Source organism: Hydrogenophaga soli (genome assembly GCF_054777695.1).
In genome coordinates this window covers 105,571-121,704 of the sequence record NZ_BAAHAK010000011.1, presented here as the reverse complement: position 1 = coordinate 121,704, position 16,134 = coordinate 105,571, and the positions used below count along the sequence as shown (strand labels likewise).

Here is a 16,134-nt window from a genome sequence, read left to right as displayed (position 1 = left end):
CTAGACATCAAAAACACCATGAAACTTGCATCCATATCCCGGCATGTACAGGCCCTGCTGTGGGGGGCGGCTTGCGCCGGGCCAGCACTGGCCCAGACGGGTTTTCTGAACGACACCGGCCAAACCCTGTGCGACAACGGCTCCAACGTCATGGTGGCCTGCACCTCTGCCAACACAGGGGACACAGCCACCTACAAACGTCAGGACGGACGTTTTGGCCGCGACGTGGCCAGCCCTGCCAAGGTGGGCGGTGGCGTGGCGGGTTTTGACTTCACCCGACTGTGCTGGAACGGCGACGCCGAAGGCAGCGGCACCTGCACCGGCCCCGTGGTGGCCAACACCACGGACACCCCGAGCGCCACGCCATCCACCGACTGGGCCTGCACCAAAGACAACGTGACCGGGCTGGTCTGGTCGCTGCAATCACTGTCGGCCACTTGGACCCAGGCCACCACCCCCGGCTACCCCGACGCGGGCCACAACACCCCCGCACGTTGCGGCTTTGCCAATGGCTGGCGCTTGCCCACCAGGATGGAGCTGATCGGACTGGAACTGATGGATGGCCGCAACCCGAGCATCGATGCCAACTACTTCCCGGGCACACAAAGCCTGTACTGGAGCAGCGACACCGCCTCGACAAACGGCTACCCATGGAGTGTCAGCTTCAACACCGTCGGCTTGACCGGTGGCGTCGACAACCCATCAACCACCCTCTTGGTGCGCCTGGTGCGCAGTGTTCCATGACGTGGCATCGCAGCCGCTTCTGTTGGGCACTGGGCCTGGTGTGCTTGATGCAACCGGCCTGGGCCGCCCTCACCGTCAACGCCAACGGCACCGTGACCGACACCACCACCGGTTTGGTGTGGGACCAATGTCCCTACGGGCAAACGGGAGCCACCTGCGCTGGCTCTGCCCAAACGGTGCAATGGCAAGGTGCGCTGGATGCCTCGGTGGCGGCCAACGCCGCCAATTACAAAGGCTTCAGCGACTGGCGGGTGCCCAACGTCAAGGAATTGCTGTCCATCGTCAAGATCGACGCGGCCCTGCCGTCCATCGACACCACCGTTTTTCCAAACACGCCCAGTGTCTATTTTTGGACATCCACCACAGAAATGAACGCCCCGTCTCAGGCGTGGACGGTCCAATTCCGGGACGGCTTGGCCCTTCCCCAGCCAAAAGTGTTCATCATGCTCCGTCCAGTGCGCTTGGTGCGGAGCGGACAGGCACTGGCTTCCTTCGACTTCGCAGCGCTTCCGACTCAAACCATCACAGGCTTCAACCCGGCGTCTCCCGTGGTGTTTGGCGATGCGCCCGCCACGCTGAGCGCCACAGGCGGGGCCTCGGGCAACCCGGTGGTGTTTGCCACCACCAGTGCAGCCACGGTGTGCACGGTGAGCGGAAGCACCGTCACCTACACCGGGGCGGGCACCTGCAACCTCACCGCCAACCAGGCGGGCAATGCCAGTTTCAGCGCAGCGCCTGAAGTCACGGCCAGCGTCGTCATCAACCCGGCCAACCAGGCCATCACGGGCTTCAACCCGGCGTCTCCCGTGGTGTTTGGCGATGCGCCCGCCACGCTGAGCGCCACGGGCGGGGCCTCGGGCAACCCGGTGGTGTTTGCCACCACCAGTGCGGCCAGCGTTTGCACCGTCAGCGGCAACACCGTCACCTTCACTGGGGGCGGCACTTGCAACCTCACGGCCAACCAGGGGGGCAATGCCAACCACAACGCCGCGCCACAGGTCACGGCCAGCATCCTCGTCAACCCGGCCAATCAGGCCATCACGGGCTTCAACCCGGCGTCTCCCGTGGTGTTTGGCGCAGCCCCGGCCACCTTGAGCGCCACGGGCGGGGCCTCGGGCAACCCGGTGGTGTTTGCCACCACCAGTGCGGCCAGCGTTTGCACCGTCAGCGGCAACACCGTCACCTTCACTGGGGGCGGCACTTGCAACCTCACGGCCAACCAGGCGGGCAATGCCAGCTACAACGCCGCGCCACAGGTCACGGCCAGCATCGTCATCAACCCGGCCAACCAGGCCATCACAGGCTTCAACCCGGCGTCTCCCGTGGTGTTTGGCGCAGCCCCGGCCACCTTGAGCGCCACGGGCGGGGCCTCGGGCAACCCGGTGGTGTTTGCCACCACCAGTGCGGCCACGGTGTGTACGGTGAGCGGCAACACCGTCACCTTCACAGGCGCGGGCACCTGCAACCTCACCGCCAACCAGGCGGGCAATGCCAACTACAACGCCGCGCCACAGGTCTCGGCCAGCGTTGTCATCAACCCGGCCAACCAGGCCATCACGGGCTTCAACCCGGCGTCTCCCGTGGTGTTTGGCGATGCGCCCGCCACGCTGAGCGCCACGGGCGGGGCTTCGGGCAACCCGGTGGTGTTTGCCACCACCAGTGCGGCCAGCGTTTGCACCGTCAGCGGCAACACCGTCACCTTCACTGGGAGCGGCACCTGCAACCTCACCGCCAACCAGGCGGGCAATGCCAACTACAACGCCGCGCCACAGGTCACGGCCAGCATCCTCATCAACCTGCGTACCAGCTACAGCTATGCCGTACCCGGCCTGGGCACCGTCACCGCCAGCTTTCTTGGAGGCAGCCCCACATGCGGCTTGGCGTCTGCCACGTATTCGGTGTCGCCCAGCCCACCCAGCGGTGTGTCCATGCCCTATGGCTTGCTCACCCTCAGCTCCACCGATTGCGGGGCTGGGGCCATGCTGAATTTCACCGTCACCCTGCCCCAGCCCCTGCCTGCCGGGGCCAAGTTCTACGCGTATGGCCCCGAGTTTGGCGGCAGCGCCACGCCCCATTGGTACGAACTGCCGGGGGTGGTCATCGTGGGCAACCAGGTGACGTTCAGCATCACCGACAACGGCCAGGGTGACGCCAACGCGGCCAGCGGTTTCATCACGTCCGCCGGCGGCCTGGGCTTGCTGCCCAGTGCGGTGTCGGGCGTGCCCACGCTGAGTCAATGGACGTTGCTGCTGTTGGCAGGGTTGTTGGGGGTGCTGGGCCTGCACCCACGCTCACGCGCCAAGAAACTCCCAAAAACATAGCTGCTTGCGCTTTTTTCAAAGGCGACAGATGCCAAAAAGCACCATGAAATCTTCTGCCCAATCCCTGCACGCGCTAGCCCTGCTGTGGGCCATGGCCTGCGCGGGGTCGGCACAGGCCCAACCCATCAATTTCCCACCCGCTCCTGACGTCCCCGGCATCTGTGGAAGCGCCAGCAACACGAGCTTGGTCACCTCACCACCCTCTGCCAACCTGTGCGCCAGCGGCTACGCCACCGCAGTGGCCACGGGCAACAGCTCGTACACCTGGAACTGCAACGCCGTCACCGGCAACATCAACGCATCCTGCAGCGCACCCCGCGGCTACACCCTCACACCCAGCACAGGGGCCAACGGCAACATCAACCCGAACACCCCCCAGGTGGTGGCCTACAACAACGCGACCAGCTTCACACTGGAGCCGGACGTCGGCTACACCGGCAGCGCCAGTGGCTGCGGCGGCAGTCTGCTGGGCAACACGTACACCACCAGCGCGGTCACCGCCGACTGCGCGGTGGGGGCCAGCTTTGTGTTGAACACCTACGCCATCACCACCACCGCCAGCCCGTTGGCCGGGGGCTCGGTGAGCTGTTCGCCCAACCCGGTTTCCCATGGCAGCAACGCCACCTGCTCCGCCGCCCCCAGCGCGGGCTACACCTTCAGCAGTTGGGGTGGGGCCTGTTCGGGCTCGGGCGCTTGCAGCCTGAGCAACGTGACCAGCGCCAAGGCCGTGACGGCGCTGTTCATCCCCGTGGTCAACGGCGCCTGTGGCAGTGCGGCCAACACCGCCACGGCCTACACCCCCACCAGCGCCAACCTGTGCGCCAGCAACGGCGGTACCGCCAGCGCGGTGACCGCAGGCAGCAGCGCCTGGGGCTGGACTTGCAGCGGCAGCAGCAACGGCGGGACCAACGCCACCTGTTCCGCCCCGTTTGCAACCATCCCCGGGACCAACGGGGTGGTGGGGGCCATCCAGGCGGCCACCACCAACAACTGGCAGGTGAACACCGCCACGTCAGGGTTCATGGCCTTGCCGGCCCCTGCTCCGGCGGGGGTCACGTTCTCGGGTGGGGCCACCAAGGTGGTGCTGACCGGGGGCAACCTGGGCAGCCAGGCCACGGTGGTGCTGCGCTTCAGCAGCATCCCCGCCGGGGCGCAGCTCTACAAGTACGGCAAGGAAACCGGGCCGACAGACGCCAACAAGTGGTTTGCCTTCCCCGCCACCATCGACCGCAACGCGGGCACGGTGACTTATGTGCTGACCGATGGGCAAAAGGGCGACAACGACTGGACGCTCAACGGAACCATCGACGACCCGGTGGGCCTGGGGATGGGGGCCGACGTGTCGGGCGTGCCCACGCTGAGTCAATGGACGTTGCTGCTGTTGGCGGGGTTGTTGGGGGTGCTGGGCCTGGGCGCGACCCGCCAAAGCGCAGGCGGTTTGCGGCGCTGAGCCGCCCCCCGCAGGGGCACCGCCCGTCGCTTTCGGGACAAGCGAACGGGCTTGTTCTTGCGCAAGATTTGGGCATGAACACCCTCACCTTCATCCGGCACGGTCAGGCCTCTTTTGGCGCGAACGACTACGACCAGCTCAGCCCCCTGGGTGAACAGCAGAGCGAACAACTGGGCCGCTACCTGCGCCAGCGGGCCGAATGGCAGGGCCGGGGCTGGGATGCGGTGATCACCGGCAACCTCAAGCGCCACCGCCAGACCTGGGAGGCGCTGGCCCGCGGCGCGGGCTGGGACCACACCCCCACGGTGCTGCCGGGCCTGGACGAATACGACAGCGACGCCCTGATCCGCGCCCTGCCCATCAGCCAGCCCATGGAAAAGCCCACCACCCCTGAGGGCTACAAGCAACACTTCCGGGCGCTGCGCGATGCCTTGCGCCAGTGGATGGACGGCACCATCAGCCCCCAGGGCATGCCCACCTACAACGACTTTGTGGCCGGGGTCACCGGGGTGCTGGCCCATGTGCGGCAGCACCACATGGACACCCCGGGCGGGCGGGTGCTGGTGGTCAGCAGTGGCGGCCCCATTTCCACGCTGGTGGGGCATTTGCTGTCCACCCCGGCGGAAACCACCATTGAAATCAACATGCAGATCCGCAACACCGCGCTGACCGAGGTCATGCTGACCCCGCGCACGGCGCGGCTGGTCAGCTTCAACGCGCTGCCGCACCTGGACGGCCCGGCGTTTGCCGACTGGGTCACCCACGCCTGAAGACCCGCCCTGCGGGGCGGGATGCGCCGCAGATCAGGCCGCGGCGGGGGGCTCGGCAGCGGGCGGGGCCTCGGCCTCGTGTTCTTCCAGGTCGCGCCGCCGCTCGGTGACCAGTCGGATGGCCTGGTCGATGGCCGCGTCCATGGCCATGTCGCTCTGGTGGCGTTCGTCCTCGGTCAGGTAGAACACCAGGTCCACGTCGTGGCGCACGTAACGGGCGGGCAGGCGGTTGAGGGCCACGCAGGCCATGTCGGCCACCATGTCGGCGGTGACGTCGGGGTCGTGGCGCACACGACGGATCACCTCGTCCAACACCAGCCGCTCGTAGTAGTTGTGGATCTGCTCGATGCTCATGATCGTCTCCGGCGAAAAGGGAAAAGTCACTCGTCCTGGATCAGGCTGGCCAGGTCGCGCTCCAGGATGTTGTGGTCGCCCACGTTCAGCTCCACCAGGCGGCGCAGGTGGGTGATGCTGTCCAGGTCGATGTTGTCGCAGCGCAGGCCCACGCGCTGCCCCTCGGTGTGCATCACGGTGCACCACATGGCAATCTGGGCGTCCCCCGCCAGGCTGAGGAACAGCTGGCATTTGACGCCCTTCTGCGGGGCCACATCCTTGGCCACGTGCAACAGGGCGCCCTTGAGCGAAATGTCCACCACCTCGGACTGGAACTCGCCGTCCGGGGTGACGATGCGGGCGGGCGAACTGAACGTGGCCCGCCAAAAGAAACGACGCTTGCTGGGGATCATCGGGAGTCAAACCCTGAAAAGTGTCTGGCTGGAAACCAAAGATGGCGCTTGGCCCAGTTTACTGCGCCAAACGCGCCCACAGGCCACTGAAACGCTGGGTGGGCTGCTGCACGGCAGCCTCCAGTGCCCCAGCGGTGGCCTCGAACAGGCTGAAGCGCTGCCGCGCCCGGGTGATGCCGGTGTACACCAGCTCGCGCCCCAGCGCCCCGCCCCCCATGCCCGACCCCGCACCGCCCCCTGCACCCACAGGCGGCAACACCAGCGCCACATGGCCGAATTCGGAGCCCTGGCTTTTGTGCACCGTCATGGCAAAGGCCGTTTCCACATGCGCCAGACGCCCCACGGGCAGGGCACGCACGGCGTCGCCGTCCAGGAAACACGCTTTCAACCGGGTGCGCCCGCGGCCCTCGCTGCCGCCATCTCTGCCCACCTCCGCGTCGGGCACGGGAAGCACCACGCCCACGTCGCCATTGGACAAGCCCAGCGCCGGGTCGTTGCGGGTGACCATGACCGGGCGGCCCGCGTACCACTCGCTCTGCGGGTTCAGCCACCCGGCCTGCGCCAGGGCGCGTTGCAGGCGGCGGTTGAGGCCCTCGGTGCCGAACTCGCCCGCGTGCACCGCGCACAACACCCGAAACCCCTCCCAGGCCCGCAGCACCGCCCGCGCCCAGGCGGTCCACGCGGAGGCCCCGGCCTCCACCCCTTGGCGCAGCAGCGCGAGGTAGGTGTCGCCCCCCTCGCCGCCCCATTGCTGTACCGCCAAGCGTTCCAGCCGCAGCAACAGCGCGGCGCGTGCGTCCGCCACCCCACCACCCGACGGCGCGGACGACGCCCGCGCCAGGTCGGCATGCCCTGCGGCCCACACCGACTGCACCCGCGCCACATCGCCCGAATTGACGGCCAGCGCCAACTGCCCAATGCCCCCGGCAAAACGGCGGCTCTGGCGCAGCATGACGGTCTGGCGGGCCAACACCGAGGGGACGGACTGAGCGGACGGCGCGGACGGCACCGCGGCCCCATCGCCCGCGGGCCAGGGCGCACGCGCCGCGCCCAGCACGGCGTGCAGGTAGGCGCGGGTGTCGTCGTCCGGGCACACGGGGGGGCGGTCGGCGTGCAGGCCGTGGCACACGTCGCCCAGCACCGCACCGGCTTCCACCGAGGCCAGTTGGTCCTTGTCGCCCAGCAGGATCAGCCGCGCCTGCGGCGGCAGGGCTTGCAGCAGCGAGGCCATCATGTCCTGGTGGACCATGGAGGCTTCGTCCACCACCAGCACGTCCACGTCCAGCGGCTGGCCCGCGTGGTGGCGCAGGCGGCGGGTGTCGGGGCGTGCGCCCAGCAGCGCATGCAGGGTGCGGGCGGGGCCGATGCGCTCGGCCAGCGCCGGGGCCAGCTGGCCCAGCAGCCCGTCGGTGATGGACTGGCGCAGCCGCGCCGCCGCCTTGCCCGTGGGCGCGGCCAGCGCCACGCGCAGGCTGGAGGGGTCGGGGTGCGTGGCCCACAGCAGGGCCAGCAACCGGGCCGCGGTGTAGGTTTTGCCGGTGCCGGGGCCGCCGGTCACCACCGTCAGGCCCGAGCGCAGGGCCAGGGCGCAGGCCACGGCCTGCCAGTCGGGCGTGGACAGGGGGTCCCCCTCCGGCAGCGGAAACAGCCGCGCCAGCGCTTGCGCCGCCCGGGCGGTGTCCACCGGGTGGGTGCACAGCGCCCGCTGGCGCAGTTGCTGGGCCACCTCGGCCTCTTGCCGGGCGTGGCGGTGGATGTAGAGCAGGCCCGGCCCGTGGGCATCGGCGGGCACACACACCAGGGGCGCGGCAGAGGCCGCTGGCCCGCCCCCTTCGGGCGATGCCCTGCGGGCGCACACCGCCACCGCGGGGCTGGTTTGCAGGGCGGCCAGCCAGGCGGCTTCGGACGCGGGCAGCGTGGCCCACAGGGCGCGGGCCTCGGGCAGCAGGGCGGGTGGCAGGCCCAGCCAGTCCAGCCCGGCATCGGCCAGCACGGCCAGGGGCACGCAGGTGTGGCCCCGGCCTTCCAGCGCCGACAGGCAGGCGGCGGCCACCCACAGCGGCGGGCCGCCGTGAGGGTCCACCTCGTGCATCAGCGCGGCCAGGGCGCTGTCGAGGCGGCGCAGGGCGCCATGGTCGGCCCAGCGGTGAAGCTGGGCCAGCACGGGGGGTACTTGGGTCACAGCATGGCCTCCAGCGCATCCAGCAGGGTCAGCAATTCGGGGGTGCAGGGCACTTGGCACACGCCTTGGGCGGGGCCGTCCAAGCCGCGCAGGAAGAAGTAGACCGCGCCCCCCAGGTGGTGCAGCGGTTGGTAGGCAGCCCCCAGGCGGCTGCGCAGCAGGCGGTGCAGGGCCAGCAGGTAGAGCGCGGCCTGCACGTCGTAGCGGTGGTGGACCATTTCGGCCCACAGGGCGGCGGGGGTGTAGGCCGCGTCGTCAGGCCCCAGGTGATTGGATTTGTGGTCCAGCACCCAGTGGCGGCCCTGGTGGGCCAGCACCAGGTCGGCAAAGCCCATCAGCATGCCGTGCAGTTGCCGCTCGGGCAGCGGGGGCACGGCGTGGGGTTCGGCCAGGTGGGGCGCACCCGCGGCCTGGGTGAGCGGTTGCAGCAGGTGCAGGCGGCACAGCTCGCCCACGGTGGGCGCGTGCAGGCGCTGTGCCGGGAGCCAGAAGGCCATTTCGGGCAGCACCGCGCCCTGGGCCTGGGCGATGTCGGCCAACGAGGCCGTGGGCCCTGGCAGCGGGTGTTGGCACAGGCGGGTGAACCAGTGCAGCAGCCCGTCGGCCTGGGGGCCGTACCCGGCACGCTCGCAGCGGCGGCGCAGGCGGGCGGCCAGGTCGGGACGCTGGGCCAGGGCAAAACCCTCTTCGGCCAGCCATTCCAACTGGGCGTGCAGGAAGTTGCCCGCCTGCACGCCGCGCTGGAACTGGTGGCGTTGGGCGTTCAGGCCACTCATCACTTCCAAATTGATAGCTGCTTGCGCTTGTTCCGAAAGCGGTAGAGCATCAAAAAGCATCAAACCTTCGTCTGCCGCCGGTTGGGCGGGCTGAGGCAGCAGCGGCGCGGGGGCGGTGGCGGCGCTGGCCAGGTCGCGCACCAGCGACGAAAAGCTGCCCACGCCCCAGTCGGTTTCGAAGCGGTGGGCCACGCGCCGGGCGGGGTGCAGCGGGGCGGCCTGGGCGGGGGGCGTCCAGCGGGTGACGGGCACAGGGGGAGCGGGGGGCCTGGGCTGCACGGACTGCGCCGCGTCCACCGGGTCCGGAGCCGCCACTGCCTGCAACACCAGCGTGGCCCCCACCGCCTGGGGGGCCGCCTGCGCCAGCGCTTGCAGGTGGTGCAGCCAGAAGGTGCGGGGGTCTTCGGCGTCGGACGCGCCGCGGCCCGCCACCAGGTCGCCCAGGGCGCTGCGGTGGGTGCCGTCGCTGCGCGACTGGCCGGGGGTGACGCAGGCAAAACCCACCCACAGCGCATGGCGGGCGCGGGTCAGGGCCACGTAGAGCAGGCGCAGGTCTTCGCGCAGGCGGTCTTCCTCGGCGCGGGCCAGGTCGTCGGCCTGGGGGGTGAGGGTCAGCTCACCGTCGGGGCGGCGGGCGTGGGTCAGGCGCTTGGCGTCCACGCTGCGGTGCAGGGTGGCAAAGGGCAGGCAGACCACGGGGTATTCCAGCCCCTTGCTTTTGTGGATGGTGATGACCTTGACCAGGTCGCTGTCGCTTTCCAGGCGCACCACGGGTTCGTCGCCGTCCACGGTGTCGGACTGGATTTGCGCCGCCAGCCAGCGGATGAGGGCGGGCTCACCGTCCAGGTCGGTGCTGGCGTTTTGCAGCAGCTCGCCCAGGTGCAGCAGGTTGGTCAGGCGGCGCTCGCCGTCGGGCTGGCCGACGCCTCCCGAGGCACCGTGCGCTTCACCTCCCGCTTCACCCCCCGTGGCACCGCCCAGCCATTGCTGCGGCAGCGCCAGGGCGTACAGGGTCTGGCGCACCAGGGCCAGCACGCCGCGGGTGCGCCAGACGGTGTGCAGCTGCGCCAGCGTGGCCATGCGGGCGTCCAGCGCGTCGTCGTCGGTGGCCAGGTGCAGCAGCTGGGCGTGACTGAGCGAAGCCAGGCGGGTGCCCAGCGCGGCGCGGGCCAGGCGCACGTCGCGCGGCTGGGCCACGGCCCGCAGCCAGTGCAGCAGATCTGCCGCTTCGGGGCTTTGGAACACGCTGTCGCGGTCGGACAGATACACCGACGCCACGCCCCGCCGGTGCAACGCGTGGCGCACGGCGGCGGCCTCGGTGCCGGTGCGCACCAGGATGGCAATGTCCGCCGGGCGCAGGCGTTTGAAAGGGACGCGGTCCGCATGAGGCGCGGTGGACGCAGCAGGGGTGGCAAAGCCGGTGCCGGGGTCGGACAGCCAGGCCACCACCTGCTCGGCGCAGCGCTGGGCGTAGGCGCGGCGGTGCGCGTCGGACCCGGCGGCTTGCAGGTCGTGCACCAGGGTCAGCGCCGGGGCGGGCTGGCCGCCCACGGTCCACACCTCAGGCCGACCCTGGGCCTGCACGGGCCAGAAGGGCAGCGGGGAGTCGGCCTCGCCCGGCGGGCGCATGCGGAACGCGCCGGGGCCTTGGGCAGAACCGGAGCCACAGGCGTCTTGTTCGCGCCAGCCGAACAGGTGGTTGACGGCGGCCACCATGGCGGCGCTGGAGCGGTGGTTGGTGTCCAGCACATGGTGGCGGCCTTCGGTGGCGCGGCGGGCGTGCAGGTAGCTGTGGATGTCGGCCCCGCGAAAACCGTAGATGGACTGCTTGGGGTCACCGATGAGCAGCAGCGCGGTGTGCGGGTCGTTGTCGGCCACGCAGTACAGGCGGTCCAGCAGGCGGTATTGCAGGGGCGAGGTGTCCTGGAACTCGTCGATCAGCGCCACCGGGTAGCGGTGGCGGATGTGCTCGCGCAGCCGTTCGCCGCTGCCGGGGCGGGCCAGCGCGGCGTCCAGGCGCTGCTGCAAATCGGCAAAGCCGAACTGGCCGCGCTGGGCCTTGAGCTGGGCCACCCGCTGGCCCACATGGTGCACGGCATGCGCCCGCACCACGGCGCTGGGGTCGGGCAAGGCGGCCAGCTCGGCGTCCAGGCGTTGCAGGGCGTCCAGCGCCTGGGCCACGGGCTCGGGGAGGTGCAGCGGCGGGGCGGATTCCTTGCGGGCGGCCAGCAAGCCCTCGTGCGTGAAGCGGTTGCGGGCGGCGTCGGTGAGGGCGGGGCCGACGGCGCTGGCGGTGATCAGCGCTTCAGGCGCGGCATGGGCCCAGTCGTGCAGGGTTTGCGCCCAGCCCAGCACGTTGCGGGCGGCGAACTTGCGGCCATCCCAATGGGCTTTGTGGGTGCTGGTCTGGTCGGCCAGCCAGTCCAGCAGGGCCTGGGCCAGGGCTTGCCAGGGGCGCTGCACGTCGGCCAGGGCGGCGCGGCGCTGGGCCTGGGCGCGGGTCCACAAGGTGGACAGCGGCAGCTCGGCCTCGGCAGGCGAGGCCCCGGGCCACAGCACAGGCACGGGGGCGTTGATCAGGCGGGTCACGTCGTCCAGCAGCGCGTCCACCGAGCGCAGGCCGGGGCAGGCGGCCTGCAAGGCCCCGAACTGCTCGGGCGGCAGCGGGTAGAGGTGGCGTCGCCAATGGTCTTGCACGGCCTGGCGCAGCAAGGCCTGTTCGTCGGCCACCAGGGTTTCGTCAAACAGCTGGCCGCTGTCGAAGGCGTGCTCGCGCAGCACGCGCTGGCACCAGGCGTCCAGCGTGAAGATGGCGGCCTCGTCCATGGCGTCGGCGGCCAGGGCCAGCCGCCAGGCGGCCATGGAACGGTTGCGGCCCGGCGCGGGCTCGGGGTCGTCGCCGTGGTCGTTGCCGGGGTAGCGGGCGGAGAGCTGGGCCAGAAAGGGGTCGCGGGCCATCAGCGCTGGGGCGTCGGGCTCGTTGCGCAGCACGCGGGCGGCATGGACCAGGCGGGCGCGGATGCGGTCGGTCAGCTCGCGAGTGGCGGCGCGGGTGAAGGTCATCACCAGAATTTCGGACGGCAGCAGGGGCCGGGGGGGCGCGGTTTCGCCCTCCCCTTCTCCCGCCCCATCCCCCAGCACCAGGCGCACCACCAGGGCGGAGAGGGTCCAGGTCTTGCCGGTGCCGGCGCTGGCTTCGATCAGGCGGCTGCCGCGCAGGGGCAGTTGCCACAGGTCCAGGGCGTGGGGGCTCATGCGTGGGCCTCCGGCGCATCGGCGTCGTCAGGGTTGGGGGCATGCGGCCACACGGCCACCTGCTGCTGCGCCCAGTCCACCAGCGGCCCCCACAGGCCGGGGGCGAGCGCGACCAGTTGGCCGTCGGCCAACAAGGACTCCAGATCGGGGTAGCAGCGGGACCAGTAGGGGTCTTGCCCCTCGCCGGGGAGGTCGGGGCTGCCTTCGTAGGCGGTGCGCAGGCGGGCCAGGGGCAACGGGGGGGCGTGGATCGCGGCAGGGTTTGTGGCATCGGTGCCCGGGTCTTCCCCGGCCTCGGTGCGGGCCTGCACCAGGGCCAGTGCGGTGCGGGGGGGCAGAGGCAGCGGGGCGTGTTGGGCTTGGGCGGCGTGGGCCAGCAGGCGGTCCAGCGTGTGTTCGGCTTCGGAGCGGGGCAACGGGCGCACCAGCAGGGTGGCGTCTTGCGCCACCCACAGCAGGTGGGCGTGCTGGGGCGTGGCCGCGGTGGCCGACAGGGCCAGGCTGCGCAGCCACACGGTCAGCAGGCGGGCGGGGTCGGCCTTGGGGGTTTTGCCCAGGGGTTGTTTGAGCACGCGGGAGGGGTCGCGCCAGCGGCACACGGTGTGCTGCGCCCCCAGGGCCGACAGCTCGGGCCAGGTGGCGCACAACGCGGCCCAGGCGGGGCTGGCGGGGTCGGGGTGGTGCAGGCCGTCGATCCAGTCGAGCACGGTGACGGGCTGCGGGGCGGAAAGGGCAGACAGGGACGGCGCGGGTGGCCAGTGCAGCGCCAGCCGTTCAGCAGTTTGGGGGCTGGCCTGTGACACTCGCTGCCAGGCGGTCCACGCCTGGGTGAGGGTGGGCAGCAGTTGGGCTTGCAGCCATTGGCCGGGGGCACCCAGGGGCAGGCGTCCGGCCCGGTGGGCGCGGTGCAGCCAGGCCTGCACGGTGGCGGGCTGGGGGTGGGGGTCGGTGGCCAGTTCGTCCAGCGCGTCGCGCAGCAGGGCATGGCGTTGCAGGCCGTCGAGGGCGAAGGGTTCTTCGTCGGGGGTGTCGCCTTCGTCGGTGTCGAAGTGGATGCCCAGGCGGCGGCGGAAGTGGGTGCGCACGGGGTGGCGCAGCGATTCGGCCAGGTCGCGCAGCGTCCAGGGGGGCGTGGCGGCGGGGTCGGCCTCGCCAGGGTTTGAAGTGTTTTTGGCCTCCAGCGCTTTTTCTGAAAGCGCAGCATGCTCCTGTTTTTGAAGTCCGCTTGTCTGAAGCCCGTCGCGCCATTCGTGGGCGTGGGTGAACAGCTGAGGCTGGCCTTGCAGGTAGCGCAGGCTGAAGGGTTGCAGCGGGTGGGCGGTGGTGAGGGCGTCCACCACGGGCTGGCCCCACCCGGCGGCGAGGTGGTCGCGCAGTTGCGACACCAGGACCGACGGGGGTTGTTCGGTGTTGTCGCGCACGCTGTGGCCGCACCAGCTGATGTAGAGCACGTCGCGGGCGGACAGCAGGGCTTCGAGCATGAGCTGGCGGTCGTCGTCGCGGCGGGAGCGGTCGCCGGGGCGGGCCATGCCGGGGCGGGCGATCAGGTCCAGGTCGGGGCGCGGGGCGCGGCGGGGGTAGTCGGCGTCGTTCATGCCCAGCAGGCACACCACGCGGAAGGGGATGGCGCGCATGGGCAGCAGGGTGCAGAAGGTCACGCCCCCGGCGTGGAAGCGGCTGGGCGCGTCGGGCAGTTGCAGGGCGTGGTCCCAGGCGGAGCGGGCCACTTCCAGCGGCACGGCTTGTTGGAAGCCGGCCTGTTCGCAGGCGTCCAGCCAGCGTTCACCGGCCTGTTCCAGGGCCGCCAGCGCGGCCAGGTCGGCGGGCGAGGCGGTGGCCTGCGCCCGGGGGGATTCGCGCTGGGCCTCGCCCCAGAACACCGCCGCCAACAAGGCCCGGCCCCGCGCCACCCATTCGGAGGGGGTGGCGGGTTGGGTGGCCTGGGCCCACCAGGCGTCCAGCGCGTCCAGCAGGTGGGCCAGCACCCCGGCCAGGGCGGCATCGAGGCCAGCGACTTCGGCGTAGGGTGACGGCATGTGGTCGTCCCCGCTGGCGTCGCCCAGCAGGTAGCCCCACAACATGCGGCGCAGGGCGAAGCGGGCGGTGTGGGTGTCGTCCAGGTCGGGCAGGCCCAGGTGGCGGCGTTGTTCGGCGTGCAGGCCCCAGCGCAGCCCAGCCCCGGCCATCCAGGCGGACAGGCGGGGCAGGTCTTCGGGGTCCAGCCCGAAGCGGGCTTGCACGGCGGGCACTTCCAGCAGGCTGAGCCATTCGGACAGGCCCGCCCGCTCGGTGGGCAGCCGCCACAACCAGCGCCAGGCCTGCACCAGCGGGCTGAGGGCGTCGGCCCCCAGGTCGGCAATGTCGAAGGGGATGTGGCGGGCGTCGCCCTTGGGGTACTGGCCGAAGACGGCGCGGATGGCGGGGGCCAGCGGGGCGATGTCGGGCACCATCACGACCACGTCCTTGGGTGTCAGGCCGCCTCCGCCCTCGCCCCCCTCCCCGCCCAGCAGCGCCAGCAGCTGGTCGTGCAGCACTTCCAGCTCGCGCACGGGGCTGTGGGCCAGGTGGAAGACGATGGAGCGGTCGCCCGGGGTCCAGCCGTGGCCGGGTTGCTGCGGCAGTTCGTGCACGGGCACCAGGTCGCGGATGCGGGTTTGCAGCTGGCGCAGCAGGCTGCGGGGCTGGGCGTCTTCGGGGTCGGCATCGTCCACGAACAAATCCAGCCGGGGCCAGCCGGGTTGGGCACGGCCTTGGGCGGCGTCGTCCAGATCGTCAAGCAGGCGCACAAAGTCGCGGCTCTGGCGGCCCCAGGCGGCCAGCAGCGGGTGGGCGTGGGTGTGCAGCTCGTGCAGGGGCAGCGCGGCGCGATCCACCCCGCCCTTGAGGGGCTGGCGGCGGTGGGCGCTGCGCAGCAGTTCGCGCCCGTCGATCACGTCGGCCCAGTGGTATTGGCAGGGGTTGGGCACGGCCAGCAGCACCTGGCTATGCCGCGACACCGCGCCCAGCAGGGCCAGCATGCCGGGCGGCAGGTGGCTCATGCCAAAGGCCACCACGCGGCGCGGCAGGGGTTGCACGGGCATGCCGTGTTCCAGCTGGTCTTGCACGCGCGCCATCAGCGCGGGCCGGGTGGTGCGCTGCTGTTCGGGGGCAATGCCGCTGTGCAGCACCTGCCACAGGCGGGCCTGCCAGTGCTGGTCGGGCGGCAGCGGGGTGAGGCGGCCCGCGCCGTCGGTGACTTCGGCACGGCCTTGGGCCCACAGGTCCAGCCAGTCGGGGCGGTAGACCTGGTACTGGTCGTACAGGTCGGCCAGGCGCTGGCACAGGGGCCACAGGCGTTGTTCGGGGTCGCTGCCGACAAAGGCGGTCAATGGCGCATAGAGGTCGCCCCCCACGCTCCCTGCAGTCGCTGCCCCCCCAAGGGGGGCGCTCGCCCGCTTGGGGCGGCCCTGCGCTGGCTCGTGGTCTCCCCCCACGCTCCCGGCGGTCGCGGGCGCCAACAGCGCGGGCAAGCATTCCATCAACCGCCAGGCCAGGGGCAGCTTGTCCAGCGGTGACTCGGTGGGCACGGCGCGGGGGCCCAGCACGCGGCGACTGATGCGCCAGAAAAAACGCCCCGGCAGCTCCACCCGCGTGGCGGCGCACACGCCCAGCTCGCGGGCCAGGGCCATGCGCAGCCACTCGGCCACGGCGTTGCTCTGGACGATGAACACCTCTTCCTCCAGCGGCCCCAGCGGGTGCTGGTGCAGCCAGGCCACCACCACGTCCAGCAGCCGCTCGGCGCGGTGGCTGTGCAGCACCATGAGGCCGGAGCCCAAGGCGGACACGTCGTCGGCCATGCCGGGCAAAACGCCTTGTTGGGGGATGGGGTCAAAGGTCTGGGCGGACATGGC

9 protein-coding genes are annotated in these 16,134 nt (G+C 71.0%); 4 read left to right on the top strand and 5 right to left on the bottom strand.

Annotation, left to right across the window (positions count from 1 at the left end):
- Positions 1-18 precede the first annotated feature (18 nt).
- From ACYVB7_RS17800 to ACYVB7_RS17785, 4 genes are all read left to right on the top strand, one after another.
- A complete protein-coding gene (locus tag ACYVB7_RS17800; RefSeq protein WP_460509949.1) occupies positions 19-744 on the top strand; it encodes an Lcl C-terminal domain-containing protein in 726 nt (241 codons plus the stop codon).
- Positions 741-3,065, top strand: a complete 2,325-nt coding sequence (locus tag ACYVB7_RS17795; protein WP_460509947.1) for an Lcl C-terminal domain-containing protein — start codon at positions 741-743, stop codon at positions 3,063-3,065. Before ACYVB7_RS17800 ends, ACYVB7_RS17795 begins: the two co-directional genes overlap by 4 nt.
- 43 nt (positions 3,066-3,108) lie before the next feature.
- A complete protein-coding gene (locus tag ACYVB7_RS17790; RefSeq protein WP_460509945.1) occupies positions 3,109-4,515 on the top strand; it encodes an IPTL-CTERM sorting domain-containing protein in 1,407 nt (468 codons plus the stop codon).
- Between the two features lie 74 nt (positions 4,516-4,589).
- Positions 4,590-5,285: a histidine phosphatase family protein gene (locus ACYVB7_RS17785; protein ID WP_460509943.1), complete on the top strand. Its 696-nt coding sequence runs from the start codon at positions 4,590-4,592 to the stop codon at positions 5,283-5,285.
- A 33-nt stretch (positions 5,286-5,318) separates the two neighbouring features.
- Here ACYVB7_RS17785 and ACYVB7_RS17780 read toward each other — a convergent pair whose 3' ends face one another.
- The 5 genes from ACYVB7_RS17780 to recC are packed head-to-tail and all read right to left on the bottom strand — an operon-like array spanning position 5,319 to position 16,131.
- Positions 5,319-5,639: a late competence development ComFB family protein gene (locus tag ACYVB7_RS17780; RefSeq protein WP_460509941.1), complete on the bottom strand. Its 321-nt coding sequence runs from the start codon at positions 5,637-5,639 to the stop codon at positions 5,319-5,321.
- Between the two features lie 26 nt (positions 5,640-5,665).
- Positions 5,666-6,031 (bottom strand): PilZ domain-containing protein, encoded by a 366-nt coding sequence (locus tag ACYVB7_RS17775; RefSeq protein WP_460509939.1) that lies wholly within the window; start codon positions 6,029-6,031, stop codon positions 5,666-5,668.
- A 58-nt stretch (positions 6,032-6,089) separates the two neighbouring features.
- Entirely contained in the window at positions 6,090-8,213 is a 2,124-nt protein-coding gene (recD, locus tag ACYVB7_RS17770) for an exodeoxyribonuclease V subunit alpha family protein (RefSeq protein ID WP_460509937.1), read from the bottom strand.
- Entirely contained in the window at positions 8,210-12,244 is a 4,035-nt protein-coding gene (recB, locus tag ACYVB7_RS17765) for an exodeoxyribonuclease V subunit beta (protein ID WP_460509935.1), read from the bottom strand. Before recB ends, recD begins: the two co-directional genes overlap by 4 nt.
- Positions 12,241-16,131 (bottom strand): exodeoxyribonuclease V subunit gamma, encoded by a 3,891-nt coding sequence (gene recC / locus ACYVB7_RS17760; protein WP_460509933.1) that lies wholly within the window; start codon positions 16,129-16,131, stop codon positions 12,241-12,243. The genes recB and recC overlap by 4 nt, the downstream gene beginning before the upstream one ends.
- Between the last annotated feature and the right edge of the window lie 3 nt (positions 16,132-16,134).

What these genes read in the sequence shown, in the direction of transcription:
- ACYVB7_RS17800 (WP_460509949.1), top strand. Translation starts at nt 19, where the DNA reads ATGAAACTTGCATCCATATCCCGGCATGTACAGGCCCTGCTGTGGGGG.
- ACYVB7_RS17795 (WP_460509947.1), top strand. Translation starts at nt 741, where the DNA reads ATGACGTGGCATCGCAGCCGCTTCTGTTGGGCACTGGGCCTGGTGTGC.
- ACYVB7_RS17790 (WP_460509945.1), top strand. Translation starts at nt 3,109, where the DNA reads ATGAAATCTTCTGCCCAATCCCTGCACGCGCTAGCCCTGCTGTGGGCC.
- ACYVB7_RS17785 (WP_460509943.1), top strand. Translation starts at nt 4,590, where the DNA reads ATGAACACCCTCACCTTCATCCGGCACGGTCAGGCCTCTTTTGGCGCG.
- ACYVB7_RS17780 (WP_460509941.1), bottom strand. Translation starts at nt 5,639, where the DNA reads ATGAGCATCGAGCAGATCCACAACTACTACGAGCGGCTGGTGTTGGAC.
- ACYVB7_RS17775 (WP_460509939.1), bottom strand. Translation starts at nt 6,031, where the DNA reads ATGATCCCCAGCAAGCGTCGTTTCTTTTGGCGGGCCACGTTCAGTTCG.
- recB (WP_460509935.1), bottom strand. Translation starts at nt 12,244, where the DNA reads ATGAGCCCCCACGCCCTGGACCTGTGGCAACTGCCCCTGCGCGGCAGC.
- recC (WP_460509933.1), bottom strand. Translation starts at nt 16,131, where the DNA reads ATGTCCGCCCAGACCTTTGACCCCATCCCCCAACAAGGCGTTTTGCCC.